Here is a 15303-nt window from a genome sequence, read left to right on the forward strand (position 1 = left end):
GCCCGACGATTCCCGCATCATTCGACCCACTACTACCGGAGGTAGCTCTTGAAGCTCTTGCTGACATCAGGCGGTGTCACGAATCCGAGCATCCGCTCCGCGCTGCTTGACCTCCTGGACAAGCCCATCGAGGAGTGCCACGCGCTGGCCATCCCCACGGCACAGTGGGGGCACCCCGCGTGCGGCCCGGAATCGGCCCAGCGGTTCGTAGCCGCAGGGACAGGCTCGCCACATCTGTCCGGCCTGGGCTGGGCCTCGGTCGGCGTCCTGGAACTCACCGCCCTGCCCAGCATCGGGCAGGAACGCTGGATCCCATGGGTCCGGGACGCCGACGTGCTCCTGGTCGACGGCGGTGACGCGAGCTACCTGGCCCACTGGATCCGCGAGTCCGGACTCGAAGGACTCCTGCCATCGCTCACCGAAACGGTCTGGGTCGGGGTAAGCGCCGGGAGCATGGTCATGGCTCCGCGGATCGGAACGCCCTTCGTCCACTGGCCGTCCGCGCCGGACGACCGCACCCTTGGAGTGGTGGACTTTGCGATCTTCCCGCACCTGTTCGCCTTCCCGACCAACACCATGGCCGACGCCGAACGGTGGGCGGAGGAGCTGGGCACCCCGGCCTACGCCATCGACGAGCAGACTGCCATCTCGGTGGTCGACGGCACCGTCGACGTGATCTCCGAGGGAATCTGGAGGAGGTTCGGCTAGCGCCACCTTTTGCTGGCCGAGGCTTCGTTGTCCGGCCGTCCGGCCGATGTTAGCGTGGGGGCGATTAGGGGGAGCTGCTGTGACGGGTTGGGAGTTGCTGGAACGTTTTGTCCAGCTGGATGTCGCGGTCCGCGCAACCCTTGGTTCCGGACTGCCTCCCATCGCGGCCGTAGCGCTCTTGGCGCTGGTCGTTGCGACGGCCACCGTCATGGCTCACACCTTCCAGGCACTTCTCAACCGCCTCGTTGTCTACATTGGCGGCGCCGTCGTCGGTGTTACCGATAAGCCGCCCAGGCGGCCACCAGCCTCATCCGCCTGGCCGCCACCTGCCGGCGGTCCGGGCCCCCGTGCTCCTGGCGGTCACGGCAATCGCCCCTGAGCCATCAGCAGCAGCAGTCCACGGCCTGACCCCTCGCCGGCAGAGCCAGTTCGGCCGACTGCTCCCTGGCGGCTCACTGGGCGACCTCGTCACCGAGTCATTCGCCACCGCCACCAGGAGTCCATTGTCGTGTCCCCGCACATCCCCGTACCCCCAAGATCTTCGACGCACCGCCCGCTCAGTTCCCGCCCCGTCCGCCGCCTCGCCTTGCTGTATCGCCTGAGCCGCCGGCTTTACCGCCGCATGGCACTCCGGGCCACGTCATTCGGCGGCTGGGTGTGGCTGGCCGCCGGCTCGGCCATCGGATTCGAAGCCTTCGACATCCTCTTCGGAGCCTTCGCGCTGGCTCCCGAGTTACTCCCGTTGGCCGTCCTTGGGATCGCCCTGGCCTGGTATTTCCGGGGGCGGTTCAGGTGGCTTCTGGCACGTACCCGCGCGTACCGACGGCTCAGGAGGCTCCGCGGCGAAGCTCGGCGTGATCAGACGACGTCGAGTTGGGTCCGCAGGCGGCTCAAGCCGTCGCGGATCCGTGATTTGATCGTGGGCAGCGGCACTGCGAGCTTCTCGGCCACCTCGCGGTATGTGAGGCTGCCGAAATAGGCCAAGACAATGGACTCGCGTTGCAGCGGTGAAAGAACCGTGAGGGCTTCGGAGACCTGACGAACTTCCATTCTGTCCGTGACCACCTCGCCGACTTCGTCAAATGGCTGCTTCCATTCGGCCGTCATCCATCGCGCGTCGCGGTCGGCGCTGCTCTGCCACGATCGAACCTTATCTACCGCCTTGCGGTGCGCTATGGTGACCAGCCATGCATATGGACTGCCAAGTGCAGAGTCGTACTTGTCCGCATTCTGCCAGACCAGGAGGAACACCTCCTGCATGACTTCCTCACTGAGCTCAGGATCCCGTACAACACGCCGCACCACGCTGAACACCCGCGGCGAAGTGAGGCGGTAAAACTCGGAAAAGGCCTCGTGGTTACCCTCTGCGGCTTCACCCAACAAGCCGGCCAGGAAGATTGCGGCTTCATCCTGTCCGGATGGCGGGCGGTCCAGTGTCTCCATAATGTCTTTTCGGTCAGTCCGCGTCAGCCCCCAGCGGGCCACCGGTGAAGCAGTTGAGGAGCGTATGGTGAAACCAAGAGGATGGTGGCCGCTCGGTAAAACCGGAGCCCTACCAACCGGGTGAAGAAGCAGTGGAGAACGCTCGTTCTCCACTGTCGCTTACATTAGAGAACGATCGTTTTCCACGCAAGCCGAAAGGGACCAAGGCATGTCCGTGCCAGAAGCTGCCGCAGGGCCGACGTCGTCCGTCGACGCCGCAGCGGCGGCGGCGGCAGAGGATGCCGTTCGGGCAGGAATCGTGACCGCCGTCGGGCCCTTGTTTTACGCGCGCGGTTTCACCACGGTGGGCATGGATGAGGTCAGGGCAGTTGCCGGCGTCTCGCTTAAGCGCCTCTACCGGCTCTTTCCCTCGAAGGAAGACCTCATTGAACAGGTCCTGCTTGCCTGGCGGGAGGACTGGGAGACAAACATCGTCGCGCAGGTGAAATCCGCGCAGGTACCCCGTGACCGCCTGCTGGCCGTGTTCGATTTCCTGGCCGCCTGGTTCACCACGGAGGGGTTCCGGGGATGCGCCTTCATCAATTCATTTGGCGAGTTGAGTGGAACCTCGGGACGAATCGGCGCCATTGTCCGGGCACAAAAGGCGGAGTTCCAAGATTACCTGGCCCGGGTCGCGGCCGAGATCGGTGCACCCGCCACTCTTGCCCCGCAGCTGGCTATCCTTGCGGAGGGAGCCGTGACGACGGCAGCCATTTCCGCCAGTCCGGAGCCTGCCCGCCAGGCCCGGGCCGCCGCGGAGATTCTTATCGACGTTGCGCTTGGAACGCACCCCCATCCCGGCCACGGCTCCGGCGCACGGGAAGACACGTCCGGCCCGGACCTGCCGTAGTCACCGCGGCTCCGGGCTGTTGGCGGCTGCCCGGGCTGCGCAGCGCGCACCGGGTGCAAAGAATTGCCCCACACCGGCCAAGGGAAACCGGGCCGGCCGGGCCGCGACGTGGCAGACTGCCAGTGTGATCCCGTCCCTCACCCTGCCCGCGACCCTGCACACCTCCGCCCGGGAGCTGACGCTGCGCAGGGCCACCGAGAATGACCTCGCCGCCCTGATGCGGCTCCTCGCCGACGACCCGATCAGTGCGTCAAGAGGCGACCAGGCCGACGCCTCGGATACCGAGGCCTACCGTTCCGCGCTGCTGGAGATCACCGCGGACCCCGCCAACGAGCTGCTCGTCGTGACGGACGACGGCGGTGAGCTGATGGGCACGATGCAGCTCACCCGGATCCCCGGCATGGCCCGGCGCGGTTCCACCCGGCTGCTGGTGGAAGCCGTCCGCGTCCGGAGCGACACCCGTTCGGGAGGCATCGGCACGGCCATGATGCGCTGGGTCACCGACACCGCTGCCCCGGAACTCGGCGCGTCCCTGGTGCAGCTCACCTCGGACGAGGCCCGCAAAGATGCCCACCGGTTTTACGAGCGCCTGGGCTTTGTGGGATCCCACCGCGGGTTCAAATACCCGATCCCGTCTTCGGCCGGCAGCAAATGACGCGCACCTCCGGCGCCGCCCGGGCGTCCCTCGGTGTGATCACTGCGGCGTGCGCAACCCTGTTCGCGCTCACCGGCTGCGACTATGCGCCGGCGCCGGATAGGCCAACGGCAACAGCGCCGACAACGGCGTCGGCGACGCCGCAACAGTCGACGACGGCCTCCGCCCTGCGCGGCACCACCCAAACCAACAGGTTCCATCTGCCCATCAGCTACACGAGCTCGGACGGAGATACCTGGGACGGGATCGCCCAGGCCTTCGGGATGAAGACCTCGTATCTCCGGGCCTTCAACCCCGACGCAACCCTCGCCAGCGGCGCTGTCCTGGATCTCCGGGGCAGGAACCTGCCGCAGCGGGGCGCCAACGGGACTTTTGACGAGCAGGCCGACGGCTCCGGAACCTACACCGTCCGACCGGAGGACTCCTTCCTGGGGCTCACCAGCCGGTTCGGCGTCCCCGACTACGCCATCCGGGCGGCCAACGCCTCCATCCGCGGCATGGATGGGGTGCTTTCGGTCGAGCCCGGCGAATCCATCACCATTCCCAGCAGCCGCTGACACGGCCGGCGGGCCGGCGTCACTTCTGTCTGCGTGACCGGTCACACAGCGTCCTTTGCTGGTCAACGGGCCCGCGCATCCCTCATGCTTAGTCATGACCTCAACGCGGAGCCAGTACCGGATTATCACGGTGTGCACCGGCAACATTTGCCGGTCGCCCATGGCCGAGCTGATGCTGGCCGAGGCCCTGGCCGCGGCGCAGCTGACCGGCGTGGACGTCGACTCTGCCGGCATCACCGCCTACGAGGTGGGACGCCCCATCGATCCGCGGGCAGCCCGCAAGCTCGCCGCCCACCAGATTCCCTCGGCGGGCCACATCGCACGCGAATGGCGCAACGACTGGTTCCAGTCCCGGGATCTCATCCTTGCCATGGACGTTGACCACTACGGCTGGCTGCGGCAGGCGGCTCCCGACGCCGCTTCCCTGGCAAAAATCCGCATGCTCCGCAGCTTCGATCCCGCCGTCGCGGGCAGGGACCCTCTGGACCAGGGCATCGAAGACCCCTGGTACGGCGGCCACACCGACTTCGACATCACCTGGGACCTGATCCACGCATCCCTGCCCGGCCTCCTCGACCACCTCCGGGCCGCGCTGGCCCACTCCGCCGCCGACCTCCGGCCCCTCCCGGACCCGGAAGAAGCCGACACGGAGCAGCGGGTACGCTCTATTTCATGAGCCCCGCACCCGTCATCATCGCCATCGACGGACGCTCCGGGGCAGGCAAAACCACCCTCGCCATTGAACTCGCGGCCCGGCTGCGGGACCACCGCACGGTCTCGCTCTTCCACCTTGAGGACATCTACCCGGGCTGGAACGGACTTGCCGCCGGGATCGACCGCTACGCCGCCACCGTCTTGGCCCCGCTCCGGCGCGGCGCCACCGCGCACTGGACCAGCTGGGACTGGGAGCGGCACTACGACGGCGAGGCACGCATCACCCGCCCGGCCGACGTCGTCCTGGTCGAGGGTGTCGGTGCGGCAGCCGCTGAGGCCGCGCCATACCTCGACGCCGTGATCTGGACCGACGCCCCCGACGGCGCCCGCAAGGACCGCGCCTTGGAGCGCGACGGCGACACCTACGCCCCCTACTGGGAGCAGTGGGCCGAGCAGGAAGAGGCCTGGCTGGCCGGCGACGATGTCCCCGCCCGGGCCGACGTCAGGGTCCTCAACCACGCCGACGGCGCCGCCCCCGGCCGGGTGCTGCAGGCGCTCCTGCACCTTCCCGCGCTGGCCACGCTGCTGCACCCGGAACGGCAGGCCCGCCACGCGGTGCCCCTGCACGCCGAGCGGATCGACGCAGCACCGGATCCCGCACGCCTCTTCGACGCTCTCTACGGCGGCTCGCAGCGGGCCGTCTGGCTCGATTCCTCCCTCACCAGCGACCCGGCGGGCCGGGGCCGCTTCAGCATCCTGGCCGACGACGGCGGCAGCCATGGCCAGTCGGTCCTGCACCGCTCCGGCCGCACCAGCATCCGCGCGGGCGCCGCCGCGGCCACCGTCGAGGGCGGCTTCTTCCGCTGGCTCGACACCGCATGGGACAGCCGGCCGCTCAGCTCCCCCGACGACTACGGCTGCGGCTTCACCCTGGGCTGGCTGGGCTACCTCGGCTACGAACTCAAACGCGAAACCGGCGGCAGTGACGTGGCCGCCGACAGCCCGGATGCCGCGCTCATTTTCGCCGGCCGGGCCGTGGTGCTCGACCATGCGGAGGGTGCCGTCTGGCTGCTGGCACTGGAGGACCCCGACGCCGCCGGGTGGCTGGATATGGCCCGCGCTGCGGTAAATACCGCGATCAACGAGGCGGCGAGATCACCCAGTGACGGCACGCCCGTGCTAAAACATGCGGGCAGCACGAAAATCGCCACACCGCCGGTGTTCGCCGCCCGGGACACCGCGGCCGGCTACCAGGCCAAGATCGCCGCGGCGGGGCACCAGATCGCCGAGGGCAACAGCTACGAGGTCTGCCTCACCACCGCCCTCACCGCCGAGGTTCCGGCCGACGGCGTCGACCCGTGGGAGACCTACCTGGCGCTGCGGCGTCGGAATCCCGCCCCGTTCGCCAGCTTCCTGCGCCTGGACGGCGTCACCGTCGCCAGCACCTCCCCCGAACGGTTCCTGCGGATCACCGCCGGCGGCGCCATGCGGGCGGAGCCGATCAAGGGCACGCGCCGCCGGTCGGCGGACCCGGAAGCGGACCGGGACCTCCGGGACGAGCTGTCCGCCGCGCCCAAGGACCGGGCCGAGAACATCATGATCGTGGACCTGCTGCGCAACGACCTCAGCCACTTCGCCGTCCCCGGATCCGTCTCCGTCAGCCGGCTCTGCGCGGTGGAGAGCTACGCCACCGTGCACCAGATGGTGAGCACCATCGATGCCCGGCTCCGGCCCGGCGCGTCCCGGGCCGAGGCGGTGGCGGCGTGCTTCCCGGCAGGCTCCATGACCGGCGCACCCAAGGTCAGCACCATGGCCATCCTGGACCACCTTGAGGCGGCCCCGCGCGGCGTCTACTCCGGCGCCGTCGGCTACTTCTCGCTCGACGGCGGCACGGACCTCGCCGTCGCCATCCGCACCCTGGTGATGCACGACGACGGCGCCGCAGGCACCACCCTGAGCCTCGGCGTCGGTGGCGCGATCACCGCCGACTCGGACCCCGCCGAGGAATACGAGGAGATCCGCACCAAGGCCTTCGGCGTGCTCTCGGCCCTCGGTTCGGTGTTCCCGCCCGGCTGAAGCCCCGCCTGGTGCCCTCCTGAAGCCCGGCTGAAAGCCCTTTACTGCAGGGTTGCGGTCAGGCGGGCGACGTTGTCGATGTACTTGATCCGGCGCGGGCGCTTCATCCACTCTTCCAGCGTCAGCTCGCGGGAGATGCCCCGGTAGGTCTCCTCGACCTCGCGGATCCGGCTGACGATGTCCTCGCCGAGCATCATCACAGAGACTTCGAGGTTCAGCGAGAAGGAGCGCATGTCCATGTTGCTCGAGCCCAGCACGGCCACCTCGTTGTCCACGGTGAAGTGTTTGGCGTGGAGCACGAACGGGGCCTTGTAGAGGTAGATCCGCACCCCCGCCTCGAGCAGCGCCTGGTAATAGGACTGCTGGGCGTGGTGGACCAGGAACTGGTCGCCCTTCTCGGAGACGAAGAGCTCGACGTCGACGCCGCGCTGGGCCGCCGTCGTCACCGCGTACAGCAGCGAATCGTCCGGAACGAAGTAGGGGCTGCAGATGGAAAGCTTGTGCTGCGCGGAGTAAATCAGCGTGTTGAAGAGGCGGAGGTTGTTCTCCGTGATGAACCCGGGACCGCTGGGAACCACCTGCGCGGTGACGTGGCCCGGCACCGACTCGGGCCGGTGGCCCAGCTGGTGCTCAAGCGACTCGTCCGTCTCGCTGAGCCAGTCGGTGGCGAAGACCACGTTCAGGGTGGTGACGATCTGGCCGCGCATGCAGGCCATCAGCTCGACCCATTCCCGGCCCACCTTGCGGTGCTTCGGGTTGTTGTAGGACGGCTCGATCAGGTTCTGCGAGCCAGTGAAGGCCACCTCGCCGTCGATCACCATGATCTTCCGGTGGTTGCGCAGGTCAGGGCGGCGCCACTGGCCGTGGACCGGCTGCAGGGGCAGCATCGGCCGCCAGCGGATCTTGCTGGCCTTGAGCCGGGCGATCAGCTTGCTGTAGCCCTTGATCCGCAAGGTCCCGAGGTGGTCGAACAGCAGCCGGACCTCGACGCCGCGCTCGGCGGCCTCCTCCAGCGCCGTCAGCAGGTCATCGGTGACGTGGTCCGAGCTGAGGATGTAGAACTCGGCGTTGATGAAGCTCTTGGCCTCGCGGGCCGCGGCGGCCATCGCCTTGATTGAATCCGGGTAGCCGGGCAGCAGTTCCACGCTGTTGTTGTCGACCATGGGGAGCGAGCCCAGGGTCTTGTTCAGTTCCGCGGCGGAAGCCACCCATTCCGGGCCGTCGTAGCGGCTCTCGACGGCGGCCAGTTCCGAGGTGCCGGCGCGGATCCGGGTGTTCACGGCCTCCTGCTGGGCACGGCGGCGGCGGGAGAGCCGGAAGTTGCCGAACAGCAGGAACAGCACCAGCCCGACGGAGGGGACGAAGAAAATGCCGAGCAGCCACGCCATGGCAGTGGTGGGGCGGCGGTTGCCGGGGATGATGCCCAGCGCCAGCACCCGGATGGCGAGGTCGATCAGCGTGAGGATCAGGATCGCCCAGGACGGGAGTGACCCCACGAACGGTAAAGGCCAGAGCACAGGCGAACCCCTCAAGTTCCAGACCCGCGGAACAGTTCCGGAACGGGCAATTTCCAAATCCTATCCCGGCGCGCCGCACTAAGCTGAAGCCATGACTACGTCCGCCTCCGCTCCCGCCAACGCCACGGTGCTGGTCTTCCTCGATCCCGCTTTCGAGGACGGCCGCGTCGCCGACTCCTCCAAGCCCCAGTTGATGGCCACGGACCAGGGAGCCACCCGCGGCGACGGCATCTTCGAATCCCTCCTGGCCGTGGGCGGCCAGCCCCGCAAACTGCCGCGGCACCTGGCCCGACTGGCCGGTTCGGCGCGGACGCTGGAGCTGGATATTCCGGCGGAGGACGCCTGGCGGAAGGCCATCGCGACGGCGCTCCGGGAGTTCCGTGCGGGTGCCCCCGAGGACGGCGACGACGAGGTGGTGGTAAAGCTGATCGCGACCCGCGGCGTCGAGGGCTCCGCCCTTCCGACCTGCTGGGTGCAGGCCTCCACCCCGCCCGCGGCCGGCCGCGAGCAGCGCGAGAGCGGCATCGACGTGATCCTGCTGGACCGCGGCTATGACAGCGAGGTGGGCGAGCGCGCGCCGTGGCTGCTGCTCGGCGCGAAGACGCTCTCCTACGCGGTGAACATGGCCGCATTGCGTTACGCGCACCACCAGGGCGCCGACGACGTCATCTTCACGTCCTCCGACGGCCGGGTGCTGGAGGGCCCGACGTCGACCGTGCTGCTGGCGCACCTGGAAACCGCGGACGACGGCGACGGGGGGACCCGAACTGTACGTCGCCTGATCACCCCGCAGCTGGACAGCGGCATCCTCCCCGGCACCTCGCAGGGCGCCCTGTTCGCCGCCGCGAAGGCCGCCGGCTGGGAGCTGGGCTACGGCCCGCTGGTACCGGAGGACCTCTACGACGCCGACGCCGTGTGGCTGATCTCCAGCATCCGGCTGCTGGCGCCGGTCAACCACATCGACGGCAAGGAGATCGGCACCGCCGACGTCCGCCGCCAGCTGACCGCCGAACTGAACGAACTGTTCGCCACCGTCCAGTAGCTGCCGGGGCGTCCGCGTTCCCGCTTAGCCCTGGGCCAGGGCGTCGCTGACGATCTTCGCCAGGGTGGCGGCCGACTCCGCACCCACGCCCTGGCCGATCGCCACGGCGGAGACGGACAGGGAACCCTTGATGCCGGTGACGACGGCGGTCTGGGTGGCCTGCCCGTCCGGCAGTCCCTGCGTTGTCAGGGACCCGAAGGAGGCGTCCCCGCCGGTCTCGACGGGAAGGACCTCCGTCTTGCCGGTGATCTTCTTGCCCTGCAATTCGATGGTGTAGTTGGCGCACTTGCCGGCGTTGTCCTTCGCGGCTGCGGCCCCCTTGGACAGCACGGACGGGTCCGAGACGGACACCAGGGTCACGGTGGTCATCGCCTGGCCGGAGGAGGACTTCGCCACGCCGCCGGTGTAGGTGCTGCCGGCCGGGATCTGGCCGCTGGTGTCCACCAGGGCGGCGCATTCCTGCGGTGTGATGACGGCCGCGGAGATCATCTGTTTGGCCGCCGCGATGCCCGTCTCCAGCTGGTCCGCCGGGACAGCCGTCAGGGGGTGGCCCTCCCGGTCCTTCAGGCCGGCCAGGATGGTGCCGAGTTCAGCGGTGGTGTAGGCCTTGGGGCTGGCGCTGGGGCTGGGCGCCGACGACGAGGCGGCTGACGTTGCCTGGGATCCGGCCGCCGTCGTTTCCGCGGAGCCGGTGGACTGAGCGCCAGTGGAGGGGGCGGCGGAGGAACCGCCGCCGGAGCACCCGGCCAGGGCCAGGCCCGCGGCGATGATCAGTGCGGAAGGTACGAGGCGGTGCGTGGTCATGTTGTCCCCCAAAGGATTGTGCGGATACGTGCGGTGCCAATAAGTGCGGTGCGGATGCCAACGTTGTGGATGAGCGTGGAGAGGTGCGTGTTGTGCGCGAGCCTACGACATTGCCGGCCGCCAGGACAGCCCGCGGCCGGTGTCATGCCCACGCCTTGCGCAGGGCCCCCCACGCGGCGTCGTCCAGCATGCTCGAGGGGGTGACCGCGACGGCGTCCGCGCCACCGGCCACCGAGTCGGCGAGCGCGGTCTCCAGGTCCGCGGCGGACACGGTCCCGGAGCGGGCCCACATCCCGGTGGAGATGACGAATCGTCCGGGCCTCGCCGCCATGGCCGCGGCCAGTTCCCGCGAGTAGTCCGGGCCCTTGCCGTTGAGCGCGAAGTAGTTCCAGAGCACCAGCCGGTCCGCCGCCTTGGCCAGCAGGGCGTAGTCGTGCCCGCTTTCCGGCCGGTCCCCCGCCGGGTCCTGCCACGGCGCCCGGACGTCCATGTCCAGGCTGGCGCCGTTGGCGTGCGCGGCGGCAGCGGCCTTGGCCACCACGGAGGCGAGGGCCTGGGACCGCCAGGCGCCGATGCTGGCGTCCCCGGTGTCGATCCCGCCGTCGGCCGTCCGCGGCCAGTCCTTCGCGCCGGTGGCGCGCAGGTAGGAGTCGCGGTCGTCCCCGCCGTAGGTGTTGTCGTCGAACATCAGCTCGGTCAGCGCCACGGCGTCGGGGTGGTAGCGGCGGGTCACTTCGTCCACGAAGTCCACCAGCCGCTGGCCCACGGGTCCGGTGGTCAGGGCGGTGACGCTGGCGAAGTCCTTGGACCGGGTGCCGTCGAGGTTGATTCCGGCCAGGCCCTGGTTCTTGGCGATCCAGCCCGGGATCAGCAGGTCGATGGTGAGCGTGACCCGGCGTTTGCTGCCGTTGCCCGCGGTGCCCAGGGCCTTGATGGCCTCCGCCACGTGGTCCCGGCCGCCCGCGGCTTCAATCTCGGGGTGTTTGTCCCACCGGAACGCCGTCCAGTCCAGCCGGCCCACGCTGATGGTGACGCTGTTGGCGTTGACCTCGTCGAGTCGCTTGGCCAGGGCCGGGAGGCCGCCGGGGTCCTCGACCACGGTTTCGTAGCCGACGCCCACAGTGCGCTCCGGCGCCGGCGCCTCCGCCCGGGGAGGCACCGGCTTCGAGCAGCCCGACAGGGCCAGCAGTGCCATGGCCAGCGTTGCGGCCAGCAGCCTCACACCCTGACCTCGGTGACAGCCGCCGCCGTCGGGACGCTGACCACTCCGGTGCGCTTCAGCTTGTTCCAGTGCGCCTGCTTGCCGCGGGTCTCCTGCAGCAGCGCCGCCGCCATGGTCAGGCCGGTGAACACGGAGTAGAAGGGGACCAGCGGCAGGGTCCAGGCGTGCCGCAGGTCCGGCCACGCCCGGTTGAGGGAGAGCCCGAACAGGGTCAGGACCGCCGTCACCACCAGCCCCAGCCAGCCCAGGACCGCCCACGCGTCGGCGCCCAGCGGGCTCCGGCCGCCGGCCACCAGCAGCAGCAGGTCCAACAGCAGGGCCAGCTGCAGGACCGGCAGCGCCACCATGGTCACGGTATTGAACAGCAGGTAGGCGCCGAACCGGCCGCGCCGCAGGTTTCCGATCATGTCCTTGTGCACCCGCATGGTCTGCAGCAGCCCGCGGGCCCACCGGACCCGCTGCCGCCAGAGGGCGTGGACCGTGGACGGCGACTCGGCGTAGACCAGGGCCTTCGGCGCGAACACCACGTTGTACCCTGCCCGGTGCACCCGCCAGGTCAGCTCCAGGTCCTCCCCCACGGTGTCCTCACGGAACGGTCCGACGTCGGCCAGGACCGAGCGCGGGAACGCGCCGATGTTGCCGGAGACGATCGGCAGGCAGCCGATCACCGTCAGTGCCCGCCGGACCAGGCCGGTACCCACGTGGCTGATGAACGCGAGCATCCGGGTCTGGACGCGGTTGAGGTTGACCGGCCGGTCGTCGCCGCAGACGGCGCCCACCCGGCGGTCCGTGAAGCCCTGGAGCATCCGCTTGACCGTGCTGCGGGAGAAGATGCCGTCGGCGTCGACGAACATCAGGACCTCGCCGGTCGAGTAGTTCAGGCCGCGGTTCAGCGCGGCGCCCTTACCGGCGTTCTCCTGGGTCAGGACCGTGATCCTCGGGTCCCCGGCGGCGAGCTCGTGCATCAGTTCCAGGGTGTTGTCCGTGGACCCGTCGTCCACCAGGACCACCTCGTACCGGTCATAGGTGGTGAGCTGGATGGAGCGGACGCAGTTCTCGATCACGGTGGCCTCGTTATAGGCCGGGACGATGATCGAGACGGTCGGCCACTCGTTCAGCAGGGTCCCCTGGCCGGTGCGGCGGCGGCGGGTCACCTGCACCTGGAACCAGAGGGCCAAGGGCAGGACCAGCAGCTTCAGGAGGCCGAAGACCAGCACCGGAATGCCGAGCACCACCAGCAGCAGCTGGGCGCCGGGCATCAGCCCGGCCAGGAGATTCTCATACCAGGGCATGGGCGAACGCTCCCCTCGTCTGCCGGAATGACGCCGGGTTGAAGGCCGGGAGGGAGAACGAGGCGAGGACGGCGTCGAGCAGTTCCGGCGCGCGCTGGCTGTTCGCCCCGAATCGGGCATTGATTTCGAGCACCACCGGGGTGCCGTCGGCCCGGCGCCGGACGTCGAGGTCCACCGGCCCGGTGAGGGACAGGGCACGGACGGCGTTCATCGCCAGGTTGCCGACGTCGTTCGCCTCCCCCGCCTCCACCCGGCGGGTGCTAAGGGCGTTGCCGACCTCGCCCTGCGCGAGCGCGGTTTTCTCCACGACGACGGCGAACGGCGGTGTGGTGTTGTGCGCCGGGGTTCCGAAGACCATTGGCCCGTACTCGGTGCCTGGGATGAATTCCTGGACGATCAGGCCGCCGGGAAGTCCGGCCCAGTCGACGTCGGAGCCGCTCCGGACCACCGTCACGCCGCGGCCCCCGCGGGACACCCGGGGCTTGATGACGACGGGTCCGCCCAGGAGCTCAAGGGCTTCCTCCGCGCAGCGGAAGTCCCGGGGTACCCCGAAGGCGGGAACCGGAACGCCGGCGGAATGCAGCTGCCACGCGGTGTAGAGCTTGTCATCGGCGAGCGCGACGGCGCCGGGCGGCCCGATGATGACGCGGACGTCCGGGCCAAAGCCGGCCCGGAAGGCGGCCAGGCGGGGCAGTTCCTCACTGACCGTGGGGATCACGAGGTTGATGCCCTCGGCGCCGACCAGCCGGCGCAGCGCGGACACCAGCTCGGGATCCGTGGCCGCGGGTACCCGGACCACCGGCACCCCGGAGACTTCGGGCAGGTCGCGGATGTCCGTGCCGAGGACCGGGATGCCTCGTTCGGTCAGTTGCGTGGCGAGGGCACGGCCGGCGGGGCCGCCGACGCCGGTGACCAGCACGCGCGGCTTCACAGCTTCTCCATTTCGGTGCTCAGCAGGCGGACGGGTTCATAGGCCTCGGCCACCCGGCGGCGGGCCTGGCCGCCGCGGAAGGAGGCGATGCCGCGGACCCGTTCGGGCGTCATGTACGGCTTGGCGAGCTGGTCGCTGTGCATCTTCACCGCCTGGACCTTGGCGTCGACGTAGTCGTCAATGTCCACGAAGACGCTGGGATTGAATTCCCGGGTGGCGGAGGGGCTCTCGTAGCAAAGGATCGAGTGGTGCTGCCGCGCGGCCCGCAGGGTGGCCTGGTGCACCGCCTGGTGGTCTTGGTGCTGGTCGTGGTTGGAGTGGGTGAGGATGATGTCCGGGTTGAAGCGCACGATCGCGTGCTCGATGGCGCCCACCATTTCCTGGCTGTGGCGGTGCAACTCGGTGTCCGTGAAGTTGTGATGGATCATGCCGGTCAGGCCCATGAACGTGGCGCCGCGCTGGGCGTCCAGCGACCGCTCCAGGGCGTTGCCGCCGCGCTTGCCGTCGCTCATCACCAGCCCCTGCACCTCGTGGCCGGAGTCGACGAACTTGGCGAGCGTTCCGCCGCAGGCCAGCTCCAGGTCGTCCGGGTGGGCGCCGATGGCCAGCACCCGGCGGGGCTGCCGGGCCGGGCTTCCACCGGTGCGCAGGGCGGTCAGCGCGATGGCGAGGGCGGTGAGTCCGCCCAGGGTGGCGGTCAGGTCAGCGGTCTGCCAGAACTCGGAGGCGTCCAGGGCAAAGGCGGCGACGTTGGCCAGCAGCAGCACCGCGCCGGTGGCGAGGGAAATCCGGCGCAGAAGTTCGGGACGGCGCAGGCGGCGGTGGAACCAGGATTTCCCCACCGCCGCTGCGACCAGCAGCGCAATCAGCAAGACGATTATCAAGACGTAAATCGAGACCATGAATCTTTCCAGTTCTTCTTCGAGGTGCCGGCCGCCCCCAGTGCTGCGCCGGACAAAATGATGGATCTGCAACCCGCCCGGCAGAGGCTGCCGGGTTCTGGAGGGAAGGATTGCTTGTCAAAGAACCGGTCCGCGGTATCCCGGCGGAGACGTCAAAACCCATGCGCCAGCGGCACTGCGCATACGGCCGGAAGCGGCCGCGCAGCGGGTGCTGGAAAGGCGTATGCGGTATGTGGAGACCCAGCTGAGACCTTGGACTGCCACTTCAGTAAACGTGACGCCCCTATCGGAAAACCCGAGTAGGCAATACCCGAAAAGCATTCGGCCACCGCGGACGGAACCGGCTTTTTGTACTCGATCGGGACCGGCGCGATACTCGGTCGGCCTACGGCGGGCGGCCTCCCGTGACCGAACATGACGGGGCCGACGCGCGGGCACGGGCCCCGGGGTGTTAGGTTTTTTGCAGAGTAATGAGAACCGGTGCCAAGCCCTGACTGGCCGGTCGGCAACCCTCCTTTTGCGGCGGGGTGCCTCAGGTGACTACTCGGCAATCGACCATTCGAGCTGCAAGCGTGAACGTAAGGAGTTTGTCGTGTCCGACGCGACCCCGC

At 69.1% G+C, this 15303-nt stretch carries 14 protein-coding genes and 1 riboswitch; of the genes, 7 read left to right on the top strand and 7 right to left on the bottom strand.

Going from position 1 to position 15303, the window contains the following annotated elements:
- The first annotated feature begins 48 nt into the window (after positions 1 to 48).
- A complete protein-coding gene (locus QWJ39_RS03995; RefSeq protein WP_290256396.1) occupies positions 49 to 708 on the top strand; it encodes a Type 1 glutamine amidotransferase-like domain-containing protein in 660 nt (219 codons plus the stop codon).
- An 858-nt stretch (positions 709 to 1566) separates the two neighbouring features.
- On the opposite strand, the gene sigK is transcribed toward QWJ39_RS03995, so the two are convergent.
- Positions 1567 to 2151 carry an ECF RNA polymerase sigma factor SigK gene (gene sigK / locus QWJ39_RS04000; protein WP_290256397.1) on the bottom strand — a complete coding sequence of 195 codons (585 nt, stop codon included), beginning with the start codon at positions 2149 to 2151 and terminating at the stop codon, positions 1567 to 1569.
- A gap of 214 nt (positions 2152 to 2365) precedes the next feature.
- Here sigK and QWJ39_RS04005 point away from each other — a divergent pair, with 214 nt between their 5' ends.
- From QWJ39_RS04005 to pabB, 5 genes are all read left to right on the top strand, one after another.
- Entirely contained in the window at positions 2366 to 3040 is a 675-nt protein-coding gene (locus tag QWJ39_RS04005; RefSeq protein ID WP_290256398.1) for a TetR/AcrR family transcriptional regulator, read from the top strand.
- Between the two features lie 124 nt (positions 3041 to 3164).
- Positions 3165 to 3695 carry a GNAT family N-acetyltransferase gene (locus QWJ39_RS04010; protein ID WP_290256399.1) on the top strand — a complete coding sequence of 177 codons (531 nt, stop codon included), beginning with the start codon at positions 3165 to 3167 and terminating at the stop codon, positions 3693 to 3695.
- Positions 3692 to 4252, top strand: coding sequence for a LysM peptidoglycan-binding domain-containing protein (locus tag QWJ39_RS04015; protein WP_290256400.1), 561 nt, complete (start codon positions 3692 to 3694; stop codon positions 4250 to 4252). The genes QWJ39_RS04010 and QWJ39_RS04015 overlap by 4 nt, the downstream gene beginning before the upstream one ends.
- Before the next feature lie 94 nt (positions 4253 to 4346).
- Complete coding sequence (locus QWJ39_RS04020; RefSeq protein WP_290256401.1) at positions 4347 to 4928, top strand: low molecular weight protein-tyrosine-phosphatase; 582 nt, start codon at positions 4347 to 4349, stop codon at positions 4926 to 4928.
- Positions 4925 to 6982, top strand: a complete 2058-nt coding sequence (gene pabB / locus QWJ39_RS04025; protein ID WP_290256403.1) for an aminodeoxychorismate synthase component I — start codon at positions 4925 to 4927, stop codon at positions 6980 to 6982. The genes QWJ39_RS04020 and pabB overlap by 4 nt, the downstream gene beginning before the upstream one ends.
- 41 nt (positions 6983 to 7023) lie before the next feature.
- Here the strand turns inward: pabB and cls are convergent, their stop codons facing one another.
- Positions 7024 to 8499 carry a cardiolipin synthase gene (gene cls, locus QWJ39_RS04030; RefSeq protein WP_290256404.1) on the bottom strand — a complete coding sequence of 492 codons (1476 nt, stop codon included), beginning with the start codon at positions 8497 to 8499 and terminating at the stop codon, positions 7024 to 7026.
- Positions 8500 to 8590: 91 nt separating this feature from the next.
- Here cls and QWJ39_RS04035 point away from each other — a divergent pair, with 91 nt between their 5' ends.
- On the top strand, positions 8591 to 9541 hold the full coding sequence (locus tag QWJ39_RS04035; protein ID WP_290256405.1) for an aminodeoxychorismate lyase: 951 nt from the start codon (positions 8591 to 8593) through the stop codon (positions 9539 to 9541).
- Between the two features lie 24 nt (positions 9542 to 9565).
- Here the strand turns inward: QWJ39_RS04035 and QWJ39_RS04040 are convergent, their stop codons facing one another.
- The 5 genes from QWJ39_RS04040 to QWJ39_RS04060 form a co-directional block, all read right to left on the bottom strand.
- Positions 9566 to 10345 carry a hypothetical protein gene (locus QWJ39_RS04040; RefSeq protein ID WP_290256406.1) on the bottom strand — a complete coding sequence of 260 codons (780 nt, stop codon included), beginning with the start codon at positions 10343 to 10345 and terminating at the stop codon, positions 9566 to 9568.
- 142 nt (positions 10346 to 10487) lie between these two features.
- Positions 10488 to 11567, bottom strand: a complete 1080-nt coding sequence (locus tag QWJ39_RS04045) for a hypothetical protein (protein ID WP_290256407.1) — start codon at positions 11565 to 11567, stop codon at positions 10488 to 10490.
- Positions 11564 to 12859: a glycosyltransferase family 2 protein gene (locus tag QWJ39_RS04050; protein WP_290256408.1), complete on the bottom strand. Its 1296-nt coding sequence runs from the start codon at positions 12857 to 12859 to the stop codon at positions 11564 to 11566. The genes QWJ39_RS04045 and QWJ39_RS04050 overlap by 4 nt, the downstream gene beginning before the upstream one ends.
- Positions 12846 to 13790, bottom strand: a complete 945-nt coding sequence (locus QWJ39_RS04055; RefSeq protein WP_290256409.1) for an ATP-grasp domain-containing protein — start codon at positions 13788 to 13790, stop codon at positions 12846 to 12848. The genes QWJ39_RS04050 and QWJ39_RS04055 overlap by 14 nt, the downstream gene beginning before the upstream one ends.
- Positions 13787 to 14692: a PIG-L deacetylase family protein gene (locus tag QWJ39_RS04060; protein ID WP_290256410.1), complete on the bottom strand. Its 906-nt coding sequence runs from the start codon at positions 14690 to 14692 to the stop codon at positions 13787 to 13789. Before QWJ39_RS04060 ends, QWJ39_RS04055 begins: the two co-directional genes overlap by 4 nt.
- Before the next feature lie 466 nt (positions 14693 to 15158).
- Positions 15159 to 15271: riboswitch (SAM riboswitch) on the top strand.
- Positions 15272 to 15303: the final 32 nt, after the last annotated feature.

The organism is Arthrobacter sp. YD4, assembly GCF_030410515.1.
Taxonomy (GTDB): domain Bacteria; phylum Actinomycetota; class Actinomycetes; order Actinomycetales; family Micrococcaceae; genus Arthrobacter.

What these genes read in the sequence shown, in the direction of transcription:
- QWJ39_RS04040 (WP_290256406.1), bottom strand. Translation starts at nt 10,345, where the DNA reads ATGACCACGCACCGCCTCGTACCTTCCGCACTGATCATCGCCGCGGGC.
- QWJ39_RS04060 (WP_290256410.1), bottom strand. Translation starts at nt 14,692, where the DNA reads ATGGTCTCGATTTACGTCTTGATAATCGTCTTGCTGATTGCGCTGCTG.
- pabB (WP_290256403.1), top strand. Translation starts at nt 4,925, where the DNA reads ATGAGCCCCGCACCCGTCATCATCGCCATCGACGGACGCTCCGGGGCA.
- QWJ39_RS04035 (WP_290256405.1), top strand. Translation starts at nt 8,591, where the DNA reads ATGACTACGTCCGCCTCCGCTCCCGCCAACGCCACGGTGCTGGTCTTC.
- QWJ39_RS04020 (WP_290256401.1), top strand. Translation starts at nt 4,347, where the DNA reads ATGACCTCAACGCGGAGCCAGTACCGGATTATCACGGTGTGCACCGGC.
- QWJ39_RS04050 (WP_290256408.1), bottom strand. Translation starts at nt 12,859, where the DNA reads ATGCCCTGGTATGAGAATCTCCTGGCCGGGCTGATGCCCGGCGCCCAG.
- QWJ39_RS04015 (WP_290256400.1), top strand. Translation starts at nt 3,692, where the DNA reads ATGACGCGCACCTCCGGCGCCGCCCGGGCGTCCCTCGGTGTGATCACT.
- sigK (WP_290256397.1), bottom strand. Translation starts at nt 2,151, where the DNA reads ATGGAGACACTGGACCGCCCGCCATCCGGACAGGATGAAGCCGCAATC.